Annotated in this window: 9 protein-coding genes; 4 read left to right on the forward strand and 5 right to left on the reverse strand. The window is 66.1% G+C overall.

Annotation, left to right across the window (positions count from 1 at the left end):
* Positions 1 to 5: 5 nt before the first annotated feature.
* Together AC3WLX_RS28880 and AC3WLX_RS28885 are read right to left on the reverse strand one after the other, a co-directional pair.
* Complete coding sequence (locus AC3WLX_RS28880) at positions 6 to 1,559, reverse strand: L,D-transpeptidase (RefSeq protein ID WP_492338543.1); 1,554 nt, start codon at positions 1,557 to 1,559, stop codon at positions 6 to 8.
* Positions 1,560 to 1,808: 249 nt separating this feature from the next.
* Positions 1,809 to 3,245, reverse strand: a complete 1,437-nt coding sequence (locus AC3WLX_RS28885) for a lipopolysaccharide biosynthesis protein (RefSeq protein ID WP_492338544.1) — start codon at positions 3,243 to 3,245, stop codon at positions 1,809 to 1,811.
* Positions 3,246 to 3,511: 266 nt separating this feature from the next.
* On the opposite strand from AC3WLX_RS28885, the gene AC3WLX_RS28890 reads away from it, so the two are divergent.
* On the forward strand, positions 3,512 to 4,600 hold the full coding sequence (locus AC3WLX_RS28890) for a glycosyltransferase (RefSeq protein WP_492338545.1): 1,089 nt from the start codon (positions 3,512 to 3,514) through the stop codon (positions 4,598 to 4,600).
* Entirely contained in the window at positions 4,597 to 5,664 is a 1,068-nt protein-coding gene (locus AC3WLX_RS28895) for an endo-1,4-beta-xylanase (protein ID WP_291622308.1), read from the forward strand. Before AC3WLX_RS28890 ends, AC3WLX_RS28895 begins: the two co-directional genes overlap by 4 nt.
* A gap of 3 nt (positions 5,665 to 5,667) precedes the next feature.
* Here AC3WLX_RS28895 and AC3WLX_RS28900 read toward each other — a convergent pair whose 3' ends face one another.
* The 3 genes from AC3WLX_RS28900 to AC3WLX_RS28910 form a co-directional block, all read right to left on the reverse strand.
* Positions 5,668 to 6,618, reverse strand: a complete 951-nt coding sequence (locus AC3WLX_RS28900) for a DUF6492 family protein (protein WP_492338546.1) — start codon at positions 6,616 to 6,618, stop codon at positions 5,668 to 5,670.
* Positions 6,619 to 6,711: 93 nt separating this feature from the next.
* Positions 6,712 to 7,506 carry a protein-L-isoaspartate O-methyltransferase family protein gene (locus AC3WLX_RS28905; protein ID WP_492338547.1) on the reverse strand — a complete coding sequence of 265 codons (795 nt, stop codon included), beginning with the start codon at positions 7,504 to 7,506 and terminating at the stop codon, positions 6,712 to 6,714.
* Position 7,507: 1 nt separating this feature from the next.
* The gene (locus tag AC3WLX_RS28910; protein WP_492338548.1) at positions 7,508 to 10,963 is read right to left on the reverse strand and encodes an ATP-binding protein; all 3,456 of its coding nucleotides are present in this window, start codon (positions 10,961 to 10,963) and stop codon (positions 7,508 to 7,510) included.
* Positions 10,964 to 11,100: 137 nt separating this feature from the next.
* Between AC3WLX_RS28910 and AC3WLX_RS28915 the strand changes: the two genes are divergently transcribed.
* Both AC3WLX_RS28915 and AC3WLX_RS28920 read left to right on the forward strand, forming a co-directional pair.
* A complete protein-coding gene (locus tag AC3WLX_RS28915; protein ID WP_492338549.1) occupies positions 11,101 to 17,544 on the forward strand; it encodes an amino acid adenylation domain-containing protein in 6,444 nt (2,147 codons plus the stop codon).
* Between the two features lie 139 nt (positions 17,545 to 17,683).
* The gene (locus AC3WLX_RS28920; RefSeq protein WP_291623910.1) at positions 17,684 to 17,857 is read left to right on the forward strand and encodes a hypothetical protein; all 174 of its coding nucleotides are present in this window, start codon (positions 17,684 to 17,686) and stop codon (positions 17,855 to 17,857) included.
* The last annotated feature ends 81 nt before the right edge of the window (positions 17,858 to 17,938 follow it).

Consider the following 17,938-nt stretch of genomic DNA (forward strand, 5'->3'; position numbering starts at 1 on the left):
CCGCCTTACCAGAAGCCCCGCTGCATCGGCTGCGCCGGTTGGTAGTACTGATACTGGCTGCGTCGCCGCGGATTGACTTGCTGGATGTAGGGATCGCGCTGGTAGAAGAAGCCGAAACCGTTTCCGCCATTGTCCCAGCCATCGTCGCTCGCGACCATGGCAGGCGCGGTCGGCTTGCGCGTGATGAAGCCGCCCTGCGGCTCGTTGCTCAGCACGGCGACGAACTCGGTCCGATAATTGGTCTCGCTGCTCAGCGGCTCGTCGGAGATGACGATCGAGGAGCGCGGCAAGGCCGTCGGCCCGATGCGGTCCCACACGTCCTGCGGGATGGTGATGCGGTCGAGCGCGTTGCGGGCCTCGTCGCCGTTCTCGATCGTGACAACGCTCCAGCGCAGGCCCGTATCGGTCTTCGCCATCGCCGTGAAGATATGCGTGCCGATCGGCTGCTCGGGGTTGCGGATCGTGACGGGGACCTCGATGCTGGTGTCGAACACCTCGCCGCCGCCGTCGGGCGCCGGCTTGTGCGTGTTCCGCCGTACGTAGAGCTTCTGCGTCGCGCGGCTGATGTAAACCGAAACCGGCTCCCCGGCGAGCTTTGCGTCGGTCGCCGCCTTGACGGCGTCGGCCTTCTTGGCCGCGGCGGTTTTCGCGGCTTCCTTCGTGGCCGCCACCGCATCGCGCTTCGGCTGTGCCGCAGCCCTGGCCGCGTCGAGTTCCGTTGCCGCGTCGGCAGCTTTGCTTGCAGCCTTTTGCTTCAATTCCTCGGCCTTGGCGCGCGCCTGATCCGTCTTCGCATTCGCGAGCGTCTTGTCGGCAAGGGCGAGCGCGGCATCTGCGCGGGTCTTCTGCTGTTCCAGCTTGCGCAACGCGGCCGGCAGCGCGGCGGCCTCCTTCGCGGCGACGGACGCAGCTTTCTTGGCCTCGTCGGCCGCCCTGATAGCCTCCGCCTCCTCGGCGGAGAGCTTGTCGGCCCGGCTCGGCACCGCCGCGATGGCTTCGGGCTTCGGCACGAACAGCGAGGGATGAGAGATATCGGTCGGGACCGTGTCGTGCGGCGAGACGATCACTCGCATGCCGATATAGGTCTTGTCGAACACATTCTCGGCAAAGCCGAACGGCATCCGCACGCAGCCGTGCGAGGCGGCATAGCCGGGCAGCGGTCCGCCATGCAGTGCAATCCCGTTCCAGGTGATGCGCTGCATATGCGGCATCCAGGCATCGTCATACAGACTCGAGCGATGCTCCCGGTTCTTCTCGAGGATGGCAAAAACGCCGGCCGGGGTCTCGCGACCCGTGGTGCCGGTCGACACCGGTGCGCGGACGATCCAGCCGTCGGCATCGTAGAAGGTGACCTGCTGGCTCTTGATCGACACGATCGCCATAACCGGGTCGCCGGCCTGACGCGGCGCCACCGCCTCGGCCGTCTGGCGCGACTGCTTGGCCGCCATCGCCGGGACCGCTGCCGCCAATGTGGCGACCGTCGCGAGCGCAATGATTCCGGCAGGGCCCCAACGCCGCACCGTCTTGGTGGATTGCGTCGTCGTCGATCGGTTTTTCATGCCATCCTCGGTCGAACTGCCAGTCCGCTGGTGCCGCTCAAATGCCAGATTGGAATCATTGCGTTAAGATATAGCAGCCGCCTTTAAGTTCCGTCTGTGGCGAGATTCGGCACGTGCCGGCGACAATTCTCTCATATACGACGGCTCGTGCAGGCGGAAGGCGGCCTCCGGCCGAGGCAGGGCCGAAGCCAGCATCGACCGCTGCGGCAGAATGTCCGGCCAGCTTCGGCGATGCCCACCGAGGCGCGATTAGACGCCGAGAGCCTTGCGGTTCAGCGTTCGCAGGAAGCGCAGCGACAGCGTCCGCACGTTGGCGACATTCAGCAGCCAGGCGGCGGCGGCATAGGCGAGGCCACCGGCGAGGCTGACGATGACCAGCGACACCAAGCCGGTGCCGCCGGCCTGCGATCGTGCCGTCAGAATCGCGGCCGCCATCGCCGCTGCGGACACGGCAACGCCGGCGATGCGATTGAGCTCGAACGGGACCGGGTGGGCCCGGCGCATTAGGACGAGGGCAACGAGGAAGCCGATCGCCTCGGTGGCGAGCGTCGCCAGCGCGCCGCCGTAAAGACCGTAGGCAGGAATCAGCGCGAACATGAGAATCACACTGACCAGCAGCGTGAGAAAGGATTGCATGGCCAGCATGAACGGTCGCTCGGCGAGCTGGAAGCTGATCTGCACGTAAAATTGATTGGCGATGCCGAAGAAGCGGGCGAGCACCAAAGTCGGCAGCAACGCCGAGACGCCGGCCCGGAAGTCGATGCCGACGAGCGTGCCGGCGACCTGGTCCGCCGCGAGAGCGAGCCACACCGCAACGGGTGCGACGACGACGAGCAGAAGCTCGAGGCTTTCGGTCAGCCGCTCCCGCGTCGTCTCGCCGTGGTTCTCGGACAATGACCGGAACACCAGCGGCACGGTCGCCGCGGCAACGCTGGAGGCGATCATCACCATGAACTGGCGCGGCAGATCGGCGGCAACGCCGAAGATGCCGGCGGCGTCCTTGCCGAGCAGATAGGCGACGATGAGCCGGTCGCAGGCCGAGTAGACGGCGACGGACAATCCTGCCAGCGTGAGCGGCAGGCCGTAGCGCGCCAGTTGCATGAACTGGCTGCGCTGGAAGCGTGCGATGCCCGTGCGGTCGCCGACGAGATTCAGGACGATGCCAGCCAGCGAACCCAGGCCAAACGCCGCGAGCAGGCCGATGCCGCCCCAGCCGAGCCAGATGCCGAGGAGCCCAAAACCGACGCTCGCCACGCTGCGCACGATCGAGATCGCCGCGAAGCGATAGGGGCGCAACTTGGCGCGCTCGAACTCCTGGCCGACATCGACCGCATTGGCCATGATCGCGACGAACATGCTGGCGAGCAGCAGTTCGGCGCTGACGTCGCTGCGGAACAGGACAACCAGCGGCGTGGTGGCGCAGAGCACCGCGGTCGTGAGCGCGAAGGCGACCATCGCCGTGCCGCGGAAATCGACCTCCGCGGACATCGCCTGATAGCGCGACACCGAGAGCTTGATCCAGGCGAAGAAGATCGCGCCCAGGATGCCCGCAAGGCTGATGCCGACGACGTAGACGCCGTACTCCGCCGGGCTCAAGAGCCGCGTATAGGCGGTGACGGCGAAGAAGCCCACCGCCGCGGGCAGGATGTAGGCGACAAGATAGATCGAGAAATGGCGGTTCAGCATGCGATCACGGGACCGTGGGCGGCCATCAGGATTAACGGGTCGTTAAGACGATTGGGTGTGACGATCGGCCTCGCCGCTGGCATTGCCGAGGATAGGTCAAAGATAGCCGCACAAGCCTGCAAATCGGATCGCCAATGGAGCGCGCGCGCGGTTATCGCGCGTTAGCGTTAAATTTGCCCTGTTCTTGAAGTGACCGGCACGATCACGGAAAAGAGGTATGATAGCGAAACGTCGCCCGACTCCTCCGACGCACTGATGTGACTGACATGGACGTTGCCGAACGAACACGGGCGAAATCGGCCTCGCTTCCGCGCGGAGACGCCACTGCTCCCTCGGTTCCGGCACATCCAGGCGCGAAAGACCGCGACAGGATGGTCCTCAACCTCTTCTTCGAAGAACGGGACGACCGCTGGTTTCCCGGCGACCGTCATCTCCGGCCGCTGCTGCGCCGGTTGCTGCTGGGCAAGTCCTTCATCAGCGGGCAACGGCGCGTCCTGCTCAACCTGTGCGCAGGCCTCGATCGGCTCGGCATCCGTTACCGCGTCAACGACTATCGCCACATCCGCAAGCACCCCGAGGAACTGGCCTGCATCATCGGCCGGCCGTTCGTGCTCGACTGGTTCAAGTGGAAGAATCCGCTGCTGCTCGGCGTCGCCATGTACGACCATCCGATCGACGCACCGGAGACTCTAGAGCACCTCGACGTGAGGCGCGTGCTGGTGCCGTGCGCCTGGTATGCCGACATGTTCCGTCCGCACTGGCCCCACGTCGGCGCCTGGCCCGTCGGCATCGAGACGGATCTGTGGGTCCCGGCGCCGGGCGCACAGAAGACCATCGACGTGCTGCTCTACGACAAGATCCGCTGGGACTACGACCGGCACCAGCCGGAGCTGATCGAACCGATCCGGAAGTTTCTCGAAGCCCGCGGCCGCACCGTCGAAATCATCCGCTACGGCCATTACAAGGAAGAGGATTACAAAGCCGCGCTGGCGCGCTGCCGCAGCATGGTCTTCCTCTGCGAGCACGAGAGCCAGGGCATTGCCTGCCAGCAGGCGCTGTCGAGCGGCGTGCCGGTCTTCGCCTGGGATCGCGGCGGGCCTTGGCAGGATCCGAAATATTTCCCGCACAAGGTGAGATACGAGGGCAACGTGTCCTCGGTGCCCTATTTCGACGCGCGTTGCGGCATGACCTTCACCGATGCGGACAGCTTCGCGGCCGGCTGGGGCCGCTTCTGGTCTGAGGTCGACGCGGGCGGCTTCACGCCGCGCGATTATGTGCTGGACAACCTGACGCTGGAGAAGGGCGCGCTGCACTACTACGAGATCGCGGAAGCCGCGATGCAGCGTCACGCGTGACCAGGCTCGACCGACGCGAATTCCTGCTCGGCAGCGCCGCAGCGCTCGCGGCGAGCGCGTCTGCGTCCGCAGTGCCGGCTTCGAAGCGCGCCCAGCGCCGCCCGGGCTACGGCGCAGCCGCAACGCTGTGGGACCTGCAAGCCGATCCGCGGCTCGGCGAGGCCATCAGCACTTATTGCACGCAGGTCGTGCCGGTGCTCGAGCTGAAATGGCCGATGCTGCGGCCGAACGCGCATACATTCGCGTTCGAGCGCGCCGACGCGATCCTGGACTTCGCGCGCGACAACGACCTGACCATGCGCGGCCACGCGCTCGCCTGGTATCACGACATTCCGGACTGGACGAAGCAGATCAAGGACACCAGGGGCGTCGAGCGCGCCTATCGCGACCACATCGGCACCGTGGTCTCCTATTACAAGGACAAGCTGACGTCCTGGGACGTCGTCAACGAGCCGATCCCGGACAATCCCCGCAGTCCGAAAGACCGGCGCGACACGTTCTGGTCGCAGCATCTCGGCAACGGCTGGATTCCGCTGGCATTCCGCACGGCGGCTGCGGCCGATCCGTTCGTCAAGCTCGCCATCAACGAATATGACATCGAGTCGGCGAAAGACTCGTTCATCGCCAAGCGTGCGGCCTATCGCAACCTGATCATGGAGCTGCTCGACCAGGGCGTCCCGCTCCATGCCGTGGGGCTGCAATCGCATCTGCACGCCGAGCTCGAGATCGACACGCACGGGCTCGCCGAATTCGCGACCGAGCTGCGCTCCTGGGGACTCGAGGTGCTCGTCACCGAACTCGACGTCGACGACCAGAAGCTGGCGGGCAATGCGGCAGAGCGCGACGCCATCGTCGCCAAGCGCGTGGACGACCTGCTGACGGCGATCTCAGCCAGCGGCCCGGTGCGCTCGATCCTGACCTGGGGCATCTCTGACCGCTACAGTTGGATCAACGGCACCTTCACCCGCAAGGACAAGCAGCCGAACCGTCCGCTGCCGCTCGACGGCGAATTCAAGCCGAAGCCGTTCATGGACGTCATCAGCAAATTCACAAGGGACGCCTAGAGATCACCGCGTCTTGGGCGTTTCGAACGCGCACTGGTCCGCGATGTGATCGGGAGCCAGGCCCGGACTGCGACGTTCGCGCGACGAGAGACGGAACACGTCCCGGATGTCGTCGATCGACGTCGACGAATAGGACTGAATGCAAAGCGCGACCTGCCCGGGCGAGGCCGCGCGCATCATCGCTTCGATGGCGGGGCGGTCGAGCGGCGTGTCGTCCCAGTGCGAGACCGCGATGCTGTCCTCGGTGATCCGATGTCTCGCCAGATGTTCGGGCGAATTCGCGACGAAGTTTCCGTAAAGCAGATACTCGGAAAACTTCTTCTTCCGGCACAGCGCGAGCACCCAGTTCGAGCCGGTCGCCGACTTGATGGCGTCCGTCATCGCACGCACCGCGTCCTTGTCCCAGACCAGCGCGTTGCCGACATAATCGTCCGCCGGGAACGATCGCTCTCGGATGCCCAGAAGCTGATCGACGGTGCGGAGCCACAGCCGGTGCAGGGGATGATCGGCGCCGATGTCCTTCGGCGTGACGAACAGCGGTGTCTTTTCGCCGCCGGCATATTGACCGACGTCGAATTCGCGGAAGAACAGATTGTCCGAATCCAGGATACAGACGCGCTGCTCGGGCGCGTTGAGGACGCCGGCGATCTTCAGGATCTGCTGGATGTGCCAGCCGTGCACCGGTGACGACAGCAGCGACAGCCAGACGCGCCGCTTGCTGAGGAACTGGAGCGACGACGGCAGCGCGAACAACCATTTCGGCAGACAGCGCGAGGCCGGAACGATGACCCGCTTGTCGGAGGCGAACCGCGCGAACAGCGGCACGTCCTCATCGTTAACGAGAACATAATGCCGCGTATACCCCGTCAGCCAGGTATCGATGCTTTCGGCGAGCAGCGAAAAGCGTTCGATATCCTTGGCGTAGCTGGCAGTCAGCAGGGCAACGGAATGCATGGGCGCGCTCGGATGGCAGTCGAGCCGCAGTCATAGCGGCATCGAAGCGCGTTGGATACGTCCATTCGCAATCAAGGTAAAATGAATGAAGCATTAGTCATCCGACGGCAGTCCCCGCTTCAGCGCGCGGAAGCGCATCGGTGCCAGGGCGGAGGCGCGCTGCCACCAGTCGGCGACGCGGTCGTCGAGGGCGGTCACACCGCGGCCGCGGCCGGGGAAGATCCGGATCTGCTGGATTGCCTCTGCCTCGAAGCCCTTGGCCTTCCGCGTAATCTTGAGGGCGGCGCCTTCGCGGTCGCGCTGGGTCAGCGGCACCAGCAGACGGCCGCGCGGACGGAGCGATTGCAGCCAGAGCGGATGCGGGTGGGAAAAGCCGGCGTGCACGATGATGACGTCGGCGGGCTCGCCCACGTCCTTGCATCCGTCGCCTTGGACGATTGTGACGTTGCCGTAGCCGCGCAAATAGTTTGCCGCCTGGGCCGCGAGCCGCTGATCGAATTCGATCGCACGGACCCCGCCCTTTGCACCGACCATGATCGACAGCACCGCCGAGAAATAGCCGAGGCCGCAGCCGACCTGGACGACGCGGTCCCCCTGCTTGACGTCGAGAATGTCGATGAAATGCGCCCACAGGCTCGGCAGGCCGGTGTCGAGCTTGCGGCGTGCGTCGATGGCAACCAGCACATTGTCGTAGAGGCGAACGGGATCGGCGTCGGGCGTCAGCCGGTAGCTACGCGCTGCCCCGTCCTTGATCCGCCAGGGTCCTCTTGGGAGAAAATCCTCGCGCGGCACGGCGGCGAGCGCGTCGATCAGACGCTTTGACGAGATCCGCTCGCGCCTGGCGATCGATTCCACATAACGCGCACGCGCGGCGGCCAGATCGTTCATGTCACAGATCGGCCTGCTCGCGAGCGGGCGCGTCCTGGCCGATCTCGTTGACGAGATGCATCGCCTGCATCAGGTCCGGCGTGGAGAAGCCCTCGCTGAATCGGCCGACGATCGGCACGATCAGGAGCCTCGCATGCTCGCGCTTGCCGGCTTGATGCGACAGGCGCGCGAGGCTGACGGCGGTGCGAAGCTCCCAGGACAGCGCGCCTTGCTGGCGCGCGATCTCCAGCGACAGACCGAACAGTTCCTCCGCCTCCTGCACCGAGGCCGGTTCGCCATTGGACAACGTGATCTCGCCTTGCAGGCGATAGACCTCGGCGAGATAGGAGTGATCGCCGGTCCGCCTTGCCGTCGCAAGCGCGCCATCCAGCGCGCGCAAGGCGGCGTCGCGCATCCCGACCTTGGCATAGGCTCCCGCCAGCAGGCAGCGGAACCAGCAACCGGCGAGCCAGGAATCCATCGCCTCGTACTCGTCGAGGCCGAAGCGCATCTGGCTGAGGCCTTCGTCGGCTTCGCCAAGCTGGGCCAGTGCCCAGCCGCGCAGGATGGTCGCCTGCTGCTTCCAATGCAGGAAATTGTGCTCGGTAGACAGGATCATGGCGCGGTTGGCGTGGTCGCGCGTGCCTTCCACGTCGCGCAAATGCTGGCGGAGGTAGGCGCCGAACACCAGCGCGAAGGCGAGCGTGAAGGGGTGGCGGATCTTCTCGGCGTTCGCGATCGCCTGCTCGCTGTGCTGACGCGCCGCGTCGGGCCGGCCGAGGAACCAGAGGAGGTAACCGAGATAGGACAACGAGACCACTCCGGAATCGATGCCGTGCCGCTCCATCAGGTCGGAGTGCAAATCGGAACTGAAGAGATTGATGCAGCGGTGCAAATGGTGCTGCGAGACGGCGAAGCGGCCGCGATAGAGCATGGTCATCGCGATGGCGCGGTGCGCCTCGATCAGATAGCCGGTCTGCTGTGCCGGCTGGGTCCGGTCGTTCAGCCGCGCGCGCTTGGCGAACTTCAACAGCTCCACGCTGAGGTCGTGCGCGCGCGTGAGATCGGCGCGGATGAAATGGCACACCCAGAGCCCGCGCGTGGCAGCGAAAACCTTCTCGTCGTCGTCGAGCTGACGGCCGAGCTCCAGCGCGCGGATATAGTTTTCCTCGACTTCCTGCACCGCATAGCCTTTGGCGGCGATCAGCGCGTTGCCGAGCGCAATGCGCAGCTCGAGCTCCATCTCGTCCGCGCCCTGCATGCGCGCATTGGCCTGCACGACGCTAAGGCCGCGGCGCAGATGGCCGATCGCCTCCAGATTGGCGCCGCTCCTGGCCGCCCGCTTGCCGGCCTTGAGCCAGAAGCTCGCGGCGCCCTCGCTGTGGCCGGATTCGGTCAGGTGATGGGCGAGCAGCTCCGGCTCGCGCTCGGCCTGCTCCGGATACATCCGGGCGAGCGCCTCGGCGATCCGGGAATGCAGCTTACGCCGTTCGCTGTGCAAGAGGCTCGCATGCGCGGCGTTCTGGATCATCACGTGCTTGAACGCGTAGAGCGCGTCCGGCGGCTCGCCGCGCCGGACGATCAGCCCTGCCGCCTCCAGATGATCGAGTGCCGCCTCGATCTGCTCGGCCGGCGTATCGGCGACGGCGTGCAGGGTCTCGTAGGAGAACTCGCGGCCGATCGTGGCGCCGATCTGCGCGATGCGCTTGAACGGGCCCATCCGGTCGAGCCGCGCCATCAGCGAGTCGGTCAGGGTGGCCGGGATTGCGAGCTGCCGCCACGGCCCCGACAGCACATAGCGCCCGTGCCGCTCGGTCAGGAGGTTGGATTCGAGAACCGTCTTGGTCAGCTCCTCCAGGAACAGCGGCACGCCGTCGGTCTTGACGATGATCTCCTCGACGACCTCCTTGGGCAGCTCGCGCCCCGCGACGCGCTCGACCAGTGTGGTACGGAGCGGCCGGCTCAAGCGGTTCAGCACCAGCGTCGTGATGTGCGAATGCGCATGCCAGCTCGGCTGGAATTCCGAGCGTGCCGTGATGATGACCAGGATCGGCCGGTTCTGCACCCGCTCGACCAGCAGATCGATCACCTCGCGGGAGGTCGGATCGATCCAGTGCAGATCCTCGAACGCGATCACCAGTGGCATCCCCCGCGCAAGGCCGAGGAAATGGTTGACCAGCGCCGCGACGGTCGCATCCTTCTGCTGCTGCGGCGACAGGTCGAGCGGCGGATAGCGGTCCCCGGTCGGGATCGACAGCAGCCCGGCAAACAACGGCGTGACCTGCTCGATGTCGCCATGAGCTGCGGCAATTGCGGTCTCGAGGCTCGCCAGCGACAGCGCGGAGGGATCCTCGCGATCGAGGCCGAGCGAGAATGTGAGCTGCTCGACAAACGGATAAAACGCGGTGGAGGTGTAGTAGGGCGAGCACTGGAGCGAGACATGCCCATGACGGTCGCCCGATATCCGTTCGAAAATCTCCTGGATGACGCGGGACTTGCCTATGCCGGGCTCGCCGAACTTGACCACGACCTGGCCATCGCCGTCCTTGGCCTGCTGCCAGCGTCCCATCAACAGCGCGATCTCCTCCTCGCGATTGACGAGCGGCGTCAGCCGCGTGCCCATGGCGGCGGCGAAGCGGGTCTCCATCCGCGAGGCACGCAACACGTGCCAGGCCTGTGCTTTCCCGGATATCCCCTTCAGGACGTGGACGCCGAGGTTGCGGTAGTCGAACTTCCCCTTCAGCAGCGATTGCGTGGAGGCGGAGATCACCACGCCGTTCGGCGGCGCCAGGGCTTGCAGGCGCGCCGCGAGATTGACGGTCTCTCCGGTGGCGGAGTCGCGTTCTTCGGATCCCTGTCCGATCAGGTCGCCGACCACGACGAGCCCGGTCGCGATGCCGATACGGACGGCAGGTGAGTGGAGCGCCCCGCTTGGCTCGACCTCGCGCGCGGTCGACAACACCCGCACGATCTCGAGCCCGGCGCGCACCGCGCGCTCGGCATCGTCCTCATGTGCGGTCGGATAGCCGAAATAGACCAGGATACCGTCGCCGACGAACCGGGCGGCAAAGCCCTCGTACTGCTTCACCACGCGGACGCAGGTCTCGCGAAAGTCCGCGATCATGTCGCGGACGTCTTCCGGATCGAATTGTGCGGATAGCGAGGTGGAATCCACCATGTCGCAGAACATGGTGGTGAGCTGGCGCCGCTCGGCACCGATGCCCACCCGTGCTTGCGGATGCATCGCCGCGGCCGGAGCCTCTGCCTTTTGAAGCAGCGCCGCCATCGCCTGCTGAAGCCGCTTGCGATCGCCGAGCGGCAATCCGAGCTCGGCCAGGTCGGCATCGGTGAGATCGCCGATGACGTCGAGATCGAGACGGTGTTGCGCAAAAAGATCGATGTAGCGGCCGAGACCGACATCTTCGAGCCAGCGCTTGAGCCCGCCTTCCAAACTCGTCCCCGGCTCATTCTCCAGCATGGTGATTCCGCCCGACCATCACTCCGTAGAAGGGCTCCAGCGCCCCCTCAACCACAGATTTTGGGGCCAAAACTTCACCTCGGACTGGACGCGTTCCCAAACTTCTTGGAAGAATAGCTCAATCGGATCAAAAGGGAATGACGTTGTCGGAGATTGCATCCGGAACGGGCGAAGGATCAGCCGCCACGACGGCCGAAACGAAGATATTCGCGCATATCGGCGGCCTTCTCGAATTCTACGCCCGCAAGACACCAGCGGCGCCCGCACTCCTCGCCCCCGGCCGGCCGGTCCTCAGCTATGGCGCGCTCGGGGAATCGATCCGGCAACTGGTCCGGGCCTTGCGTGAGCTCGGCATCGGTCCCGCAGACCGCGTCGCGGTCGCGCTACCGCGCGGCGCGGACAGCGCGCTGGCGCTGATCGCGGTCGCCTCGAGCTGCGCTTGCGTGCCCGTCAATCCCGACCTGACCGCGGACGAGCTGCAACGTTATTTCAGCGAGTTGACGTTGAAGGCGCTCGTGACCCGGGCCGACATGAACTCGCCGAGCCGCGACGTCGCCAGGGCGCTCGATATCGCGGTGATCGATTTCGTGCCGGGCCCGCTCGACGATCTCGGCGGTTGCGCGTTCATCGCTCCCGCCATCGGGTCGGCGAATGCCAGCGGCAGTTCGCGCGGCGACGACGATGCGTTCATCCTGCTGACGTCGGGCACGGCGGCGCGGCCGAAGATGGTGCCGCTGGCCCATCGCAACGTCTGCCTCTCCGCCTACAATGCCGGCCATGTGCTGACGCTCAATTCGCACGATCGCCTGCTCAACGTTCTGCCGCTGTTTCACGCGCATGGCTTGATCTCCGGCCTCCTGACGGCGCTGGCGGCCGGCTCCAGCGTGATCTGCACCGAGGGTTTCGACGCCTCGTCCTTCTTCGGCTGGATGCGGGAGCTGCAGCCGACCTGGTACACGGCGGTGCCGACCATTCACCGCGCATTGCTGACGGCGGCGGAGGCGAACCCGGACCGCGCCCGGCCGTCGTCGCTGCGTGTGATCCGCTCGGCCTCGGCCTCGCTCGCGCCTGCGATTCTCGCAGGGCTGGAGGCGACGTTCGGCGTTCCCGTGCTCGAAACCTACGGCATGACCGAGGCGGCCTCGCAGATTGCGGCCAATCCGTTCGAGCTGCGCAAGGTCGGTTCGGTCGGCCGCGCCGCAGGTCCCGAGATCGCGATCATGGACGAGGCGGGCCGCACGCTCCCAAGCGGCGCGCACGGCGAGATCATGCTGCGCGGGCCGAACATGAGCCGGGGCTATTATAATGACGAGGCCGCGACGCGGGCCGCCTTCCGCAACGGCTGGTTTCGCACCGGCGATCTCGGCTACCTCGATGCCGACGGCTATCTCTTCATCGTCGGCCGTATCAAGGACGTCATCAATCGCGGCGGTCAGAAGATTTCGCCGCTGGAGGTTGAGGACGTCCTGCTCAGCCATCCGGCGGTGCTGGAAGCCGGCGTGTTCGCTCTCCCCCACGAGAAGCTCGGCGAGAACGTCGCGGCCGTCGTGGTGTTGCGGCCGAATTCCGAGGCGACCTCCGACCAGTTGCGCCAGTTCGCACGAAAGCGGCTTGCAGCCTACAAGGTCCCGAGCGTGATCCGCAGCGTGGCGGCGCTGCCGAAGGGCGCCAGCGGCAAGGTCAAGCGCAACGCCCTCGCCGCGCTGATCACAAGCGTGGAGATGCGCGACGAGACCCGGCTGCCGCGCAACGCGCTGGAGACCCAGCTCGCCGGGATCTGGGCTGGCCTGTTGGAGCTGCCGCAGGTCGGCGCCGACCAGGACGTCTTCGCGCTGGGCGCGGATTCGCTGGCGGTGACACAGATGCGCTCGCGCCTGCGCGACCGCTTCCATGTCGACTTCTCGTTCGAAGACATCTTCGATTGCCCCACGGTCGCAGCGCTCGCGGCCCGGATCGAGACTGCCGCAACCCGGCACGAGACGGCGCTGCCGGCCTGGCGCCGGCTTGCGGGCACCGACGCGCCGCTGTCGTTCCAGCAGCAGCGGATGTACGTGCTGTCGCGGCTCGACCCGACCCGCTACAATTACAATGTCGTCGAAGTCGCCGTCCTCAAAGGTCTCATCGACGTCGCGGCGCTTTCCACGGCCGTCGCGGCGGTCTGTGCACGCCACGACGTGCTGCGCTCGGTCTTCGTCGAGCGCCAGGGCGAGCCGGTGCAGCATGTGCTGCCATCGCCGCCGCGGGTCGGCCGCATCAAGCTCAAGCCCTGCGCTGAGGACAAGCGGCCCGCGATAATCCGGCGCAAGGCGCTCGAGCTTGCCCAGCATCCGTTCGACCTGACGCGCGAGCCGCCCTTGCAGGTGACGCTGCTGTCGTTCGACAAGAGCAGTCATGCGCTGGTGGTCAACGTCCATCACCTCGCCACCGACGGCTGGTCGCAGCGGCTGTTCTGGGAGGAGCTCGCCGCCCACTATGCCGCGGCGCGCAAGAAGCACCCGGCCGCCCTGCCTCCGCCCGCCTTCCAGTATCGCGACTTCGCGCTCTGGCAGCAAGGCTGGGCGCAGACGCCTGCGGCGAACGAACAGCTCGCCTATTGGCGCACACAGCTCGAGGGCGTCACCATGCTGCCGCTCCGGACAGACAGGCCGAGGCCTGAGGTCTGGAGCGGGCACGGCGCGCGACACTACCTCGAACTCTCCAACACGCTGTCCAGCGACTTGCGCGCGCTGAGCCAGGACCAGGGCGTCACACCGTTCATGACGCTGCTCGCGGCCTTCCAGTGTCTGATGTTCCGCCACACCGGGCATGAGGACGTCGCCACCGGATCGCTGATCGCCAACCGCAACCAGATCGAGACCGAGCGGCTGATTGGGCTGTTCGCCAACACCCTGGTGCTGCGCAACGATTTTGGCGGCGATCCGAGCTTTGGCGAGATGTTGCGGCGGGTGCGGCAGGTCACGCTCGACGCCTACCGCAACCAGGACCTCCCGATCGAAGAGGTGCTGCGCGCATTGCAGATCGCGCGCCGCAGCGATGGCAATCCGCTATTCCGGATCATGTTCATCCTCCAGAACGCCTCGATCGAGACGGCACGCTTTCCCGGCCTCTCTACGCGGCGGCTGGAAGTCGATCCCAAAGTGGCGCGCTTCGACATCACGCTCGAACTGGTCGAGGCCGACGGCGGCTTCAGCGGGTTCTTCGAATACGCCACCGATCTGTTCGACGCCGCGACGATCGAAGGCATGGCCGCCCAGTTCAAGACCCTGCTCAAAGCCGCCATCGTCGATCCGGAGCAGCGCATCTCGCGCCTGCCGCTCCTGACCGGGACCGAACGCCGGCAATTGCTGGCGAAAGGCCGGGGCGTGCCGGCCAATTTCACCATGCGCGGCAACTTGAGCCAGCGCTTCGACCGCCAGGCCAGCAAGACGCCGAACGCCGTCGCGGTCTCGGATGGTCGCACGTCCCTGAGTTATCGCGAACTGGCGCGCCGCAGCGGAGCCGTCGCGCACTGGCTGGCCCGCGAGGGCATCGGCGCCGAGAGCGTGGTTGCCTTGCTCGCGGATCGCGGGCCCGATTTGCTCGCCGCGATGATTGCGGTGCAGCGCGTCGGCGCGGCCTTCCTCAATCTCGATCCCGAGCAGCCGGCGGCACGGCTTACGACCATCCTCGGATCGAGCTGTGCCCGTGTGCTGCTGTCCGGACGGGCCCAATCCGCCATGGCCGAGGCGCTGCTCGATCCGCTGGTCGAGCGCATCCAGGTCGCCGAGCTCGAGGACGCTCTCGCATCCGGATCGACGAAGCCGGCCCGTCCGGCCCGGCGCGGCACCTCCAGCCTCGCTTATCTCGTCTACACGTCCGGCTCCTCCGGCGCGCCGAAGGGCGTCATGATCGAGCAGCGTGGTCTCTCGAACCACCTGGCCTCGCTGATTGCCGAGCTGAAGCTGTCGGCCAGGGACGTGATCGCACAGACCGCGCCGCAGAGCTTCGTCATCTCGGTCTGGCAATTCCTCGCCGGGCCGATGGTCGGCGCTCGCGTGCATATCTGCGGCAACGCGATCGTGCAGGACCCGATCCTGCTGGCGCGGGAGATCGAGCGCGAGGACATCACGGTGCTCGAGATCGTGCCTTCGCTGCTGCGCGTCATTCTCGATCGCATGGACGAAGCGCAGGTCCGGCGCGCCTTCGCGGGGTTGCGGCTGCTGATCTCGACCGGCGAGCCGTTGCCCGTCGATCTCTGCCGTACCTGGTTCGCCCGTTGCCCTGGGGTGCCGCTGATCAATGCCTATGGGGCGTCGGAATGCTCTGACGACGTCTCCCTTTATCGCCTGACCAAGGCGCCGGCGATCGCCACGACCAACGTTCCGGTCGGCGCACCGCTGCCGAACACCCAGCTCCATGTGCTCGACGCACAGCTTGAGCCGCAACCGATCGGCGTGACCGGCGAGCTCTGCATCGCAGGCGCCGGAATTGGCCGCGGCTACATCAACGACCCCGCCCAGAGCCGGCAGCGCTTTTTGCCCGACCCCTTTTCGCGCAAGGCCGGCGGCCGGCTCTACCGGACTGGCGATCTTGCCCGACGCCGCGCTGACGGGACGATTGAATGCCTCGGCCGCGCCGACCATCAGGTCAAGGTCCGCGGCTATCGCGTCGAGCTCAAGGAGATCGAGAACGTGCTGGCCGGGCACCCAGGGGTGCGCGCCGGCATCGTCGAACCGCGCCGCGAGGCCGGCGGCGACGTCAGGCTGATCGCTTACGTCGTCGCAAAGCCCGACAGCCGGAGTAGCGCGAGCGAGCTGCGCGAGTTCCTGAAGTCCCGGCTGCCCGGCTACGCCATCCCGTCCGCCTTCCTGTTCCTGGATCAAGTGCCGCTCAACGCCCATGGCAAGATCGACCGCTCCGCGCTGCTGGCGCCCGTCCAGCCGGAAACGTCCGGCTCCGCCGCGGCAGTCCCGGCGCGGCGCTTCACCGAGAAGGTGCTCTCCGACATCTGGATCGACCTGCTGAAGGCCGAGAGCATCGGTGTCACCGACAATTTCTTCGATCTCGGCGGCCATTCGCTGCTGGCCGGCCAGGTCATGGCGCGCGTCGCGCGTGCGCTCGGCGTGTCGCTGCCGATCAAGGTGGTCTTCGAGGCGCCGACGATCGCAGAGCTCGCGCTGCGGGTCGACGAGGCCGTGGCGGCGAAACCGCAAAAGCCTGCCGCAAGCATTCCGCGCCCGGCTGCAGGCGAGCTTCCCGCGCTTTCCATTGCGCAGGACCAGATGCTGCGGATCGAGCGGAAGCTGCCGGGGCTGCCGCTGTTCAACCTGCCCTTCGCCTTCCGTCTGGAGGGCCCGCTCGACAGGGTCGCCCTCGCCAAGGCGATCGACGACGTCGTGCGCCGGCACGAATCGCTGCGGACCGCATTCGCCTGGACCGGCGATGAGCCCGTAAGCCGCATCGCCGCACCGCGCACTCTTCGCCAGGTCTTGGCCATCGAGACGATCGGCGACGGTCACCCCCACAACAACAAGCGGCGCAAGGCGCTCGAACTCAAGAAGGTCAATCTCCTGATCCAGCGGGAGACCTACACTGCGATCGACACCACGCGGGCGCCGCTGCTGCGCGCCCGGTTGTTGCGGCTCCACGACGACGATCACGTGCTGCTGCTGACGCTGCATCACGCCATCGTCGACGGCTGGTCGATCGGCGTTCTGTTCGAGGAAGTGTCGCACCGCTATGCGGCACTGGCCGGATACGCCTCGGCGCCGCTGCCGAAGCCGCCGCCGGCCTTTTCGGATGTCGCACGCTGGCAGCGCTGGTGGTGCGGCACCGACGCCGCGCGCCGACAGGCTGCCGACTGGGTCGAGAATTTGCGCGAAGCGGGCCCTGTCTTCGGCGGCGAATCGAGCCCGCGCGCGTCGACCGGACACCATCCGATCAGCCTCGATCACGGATTGATCAGCCGGCTGACGGCGTTCGCCGGACAGCACAATGCCACGCTGTTCATGTGCCTGCTCACCGGCCTGAAGGCGATGCTGCTGGCCCGCACCGGCCGCACCGACATTGTGGTCGCAACCGCCATGGCCGATCGCGCCCAGCCGGACACCGAGCGGATCATCGGCCCGTTCGAGAACACGGTGATCGTCCGCACGACACTCACGCCGGATCTGTCGTTCGCGCAAGGTTTGGCGCGGGTGCGCCGGAGCGTGCTCGAGGCGCATGCGCGGCAGGAGCTGCCGTTCGAGGTCCTGGCCGACCGGTTGGAACAGCAGGGGATCGATCCGGCTTCGCTGCTCCAGGTCTATTTCACGCTGCAGAATCCGCTGCGCCGGCCGCTCGACCTGCCGGATCTCGCGATAACCTCAACGGGCAACGTCGCACGCGAAGGCCAACCGGTGCTGCCTATCGACCAGACCTGGTTATCGCTGATGCTCAAGGAACGTCCGACCGGCGTCACCGGCTCGTGCAATTACAAGCGTGATTTGCTAGACGGCCGGGAGGTCGGCGAATGGATGGAGGATCTCGTCGCGCTGCTGACGGCGGCCATCGCGCAAGCCAACGCACCGCTCGGCCGGTTGCTCGCACGCAGGGCCGCGTGACCCGGGCTCGGTGCGGACGACCACGGTCTCGTGCGCCAAAGCTGTGAATGTTCAAGTTGCACCTTGATTATTTGGCGTCACCGCGCAAGATTATTCGCACGTTTTGATTTGGACGATTATTTTGAATCGGGGGAGTGTTATGGGTTTCAGCAAATTTACCAAGAAGACCTCGCTCAGCGAGGAGGACCGCAAGGCGCTGCAGGACCTGCTCAATTTCGAGAAGGAGAAACTTCAGCTCGCGCTGAAGGATGTCGAAGACAGCCTTAAGGCCCTGCGTACGCCCAAGAAGAAATCCAAGAAAAAGAAGAAGTAAGATTCGTCGGTCGGGGACGCCGCACGATTCGTTGCGGATCGGCCGTTGCTTGTCGAGATTGGGGTCTCGCACAAGCTTGCG

It is taken from the genome of Bradyrhizobium sp. FW305-F6, from assembly GCF_058782905.1.

Coding starts and splice junctions, on each gene's coding strand:
- AC3WLX_RS28905 (WP_492338547.1), bottom strand. CDS start 7,506: ATGAACGATCTGGCCGCCGCGCGTGCGCGTTATGTGGAATCGATCGCC.
- AC3WLX_RS28920 (WP_291623910.1), top strand. CDS start 17,684: ATGGGTTTCAGCAAATTTACCAAGAAGACCTCGCTCAGCGAGGAGGAC.
- AC3WLX_RS28880 (WP_492338543.1), bottom strand. CDS start 1,559: ATGAAAAACCGATCGACGACGACGCAATCCACCAAGACGGTGCGGCGT.
- AC3WLX_RS28890 (WP_492338545.1), top strand. CDS start 3,512: ATGGACGTTGCCGAACGAACACGGGCGAAATCGGCCTCGCTTCCGCGC.
- AC3WLX_RS28885 (WP_492338544.1), bottom strand. CDS start 3,245: ATGCTGAACCGCCATTTCTCGATCTATCTTGTCGCCTACATCCTGCCC.
- AC3WLX_RS28910 (WP_492338548.1), bottom strand. CDS start 10,963: ATGCTGGAGAATGAGCCGGGGACGAGTTTGGAAGGCGGGCTCAAGCGC.
- AC3WLX_RS28900 (WP_492338546.1), bottom strand. CDS start 6,618: ATGCATTCCGTTGCCCTGCTGACTGCCAGCTACGCCAAGGATATCGAA.
- AC3WLX_RS28915 (WP_492338549.1), top strand. CDS start 11,101: ATGACGTTGTCGGAGATTGCATCCGGAACGGGCGAAGGATCAGCCGCC.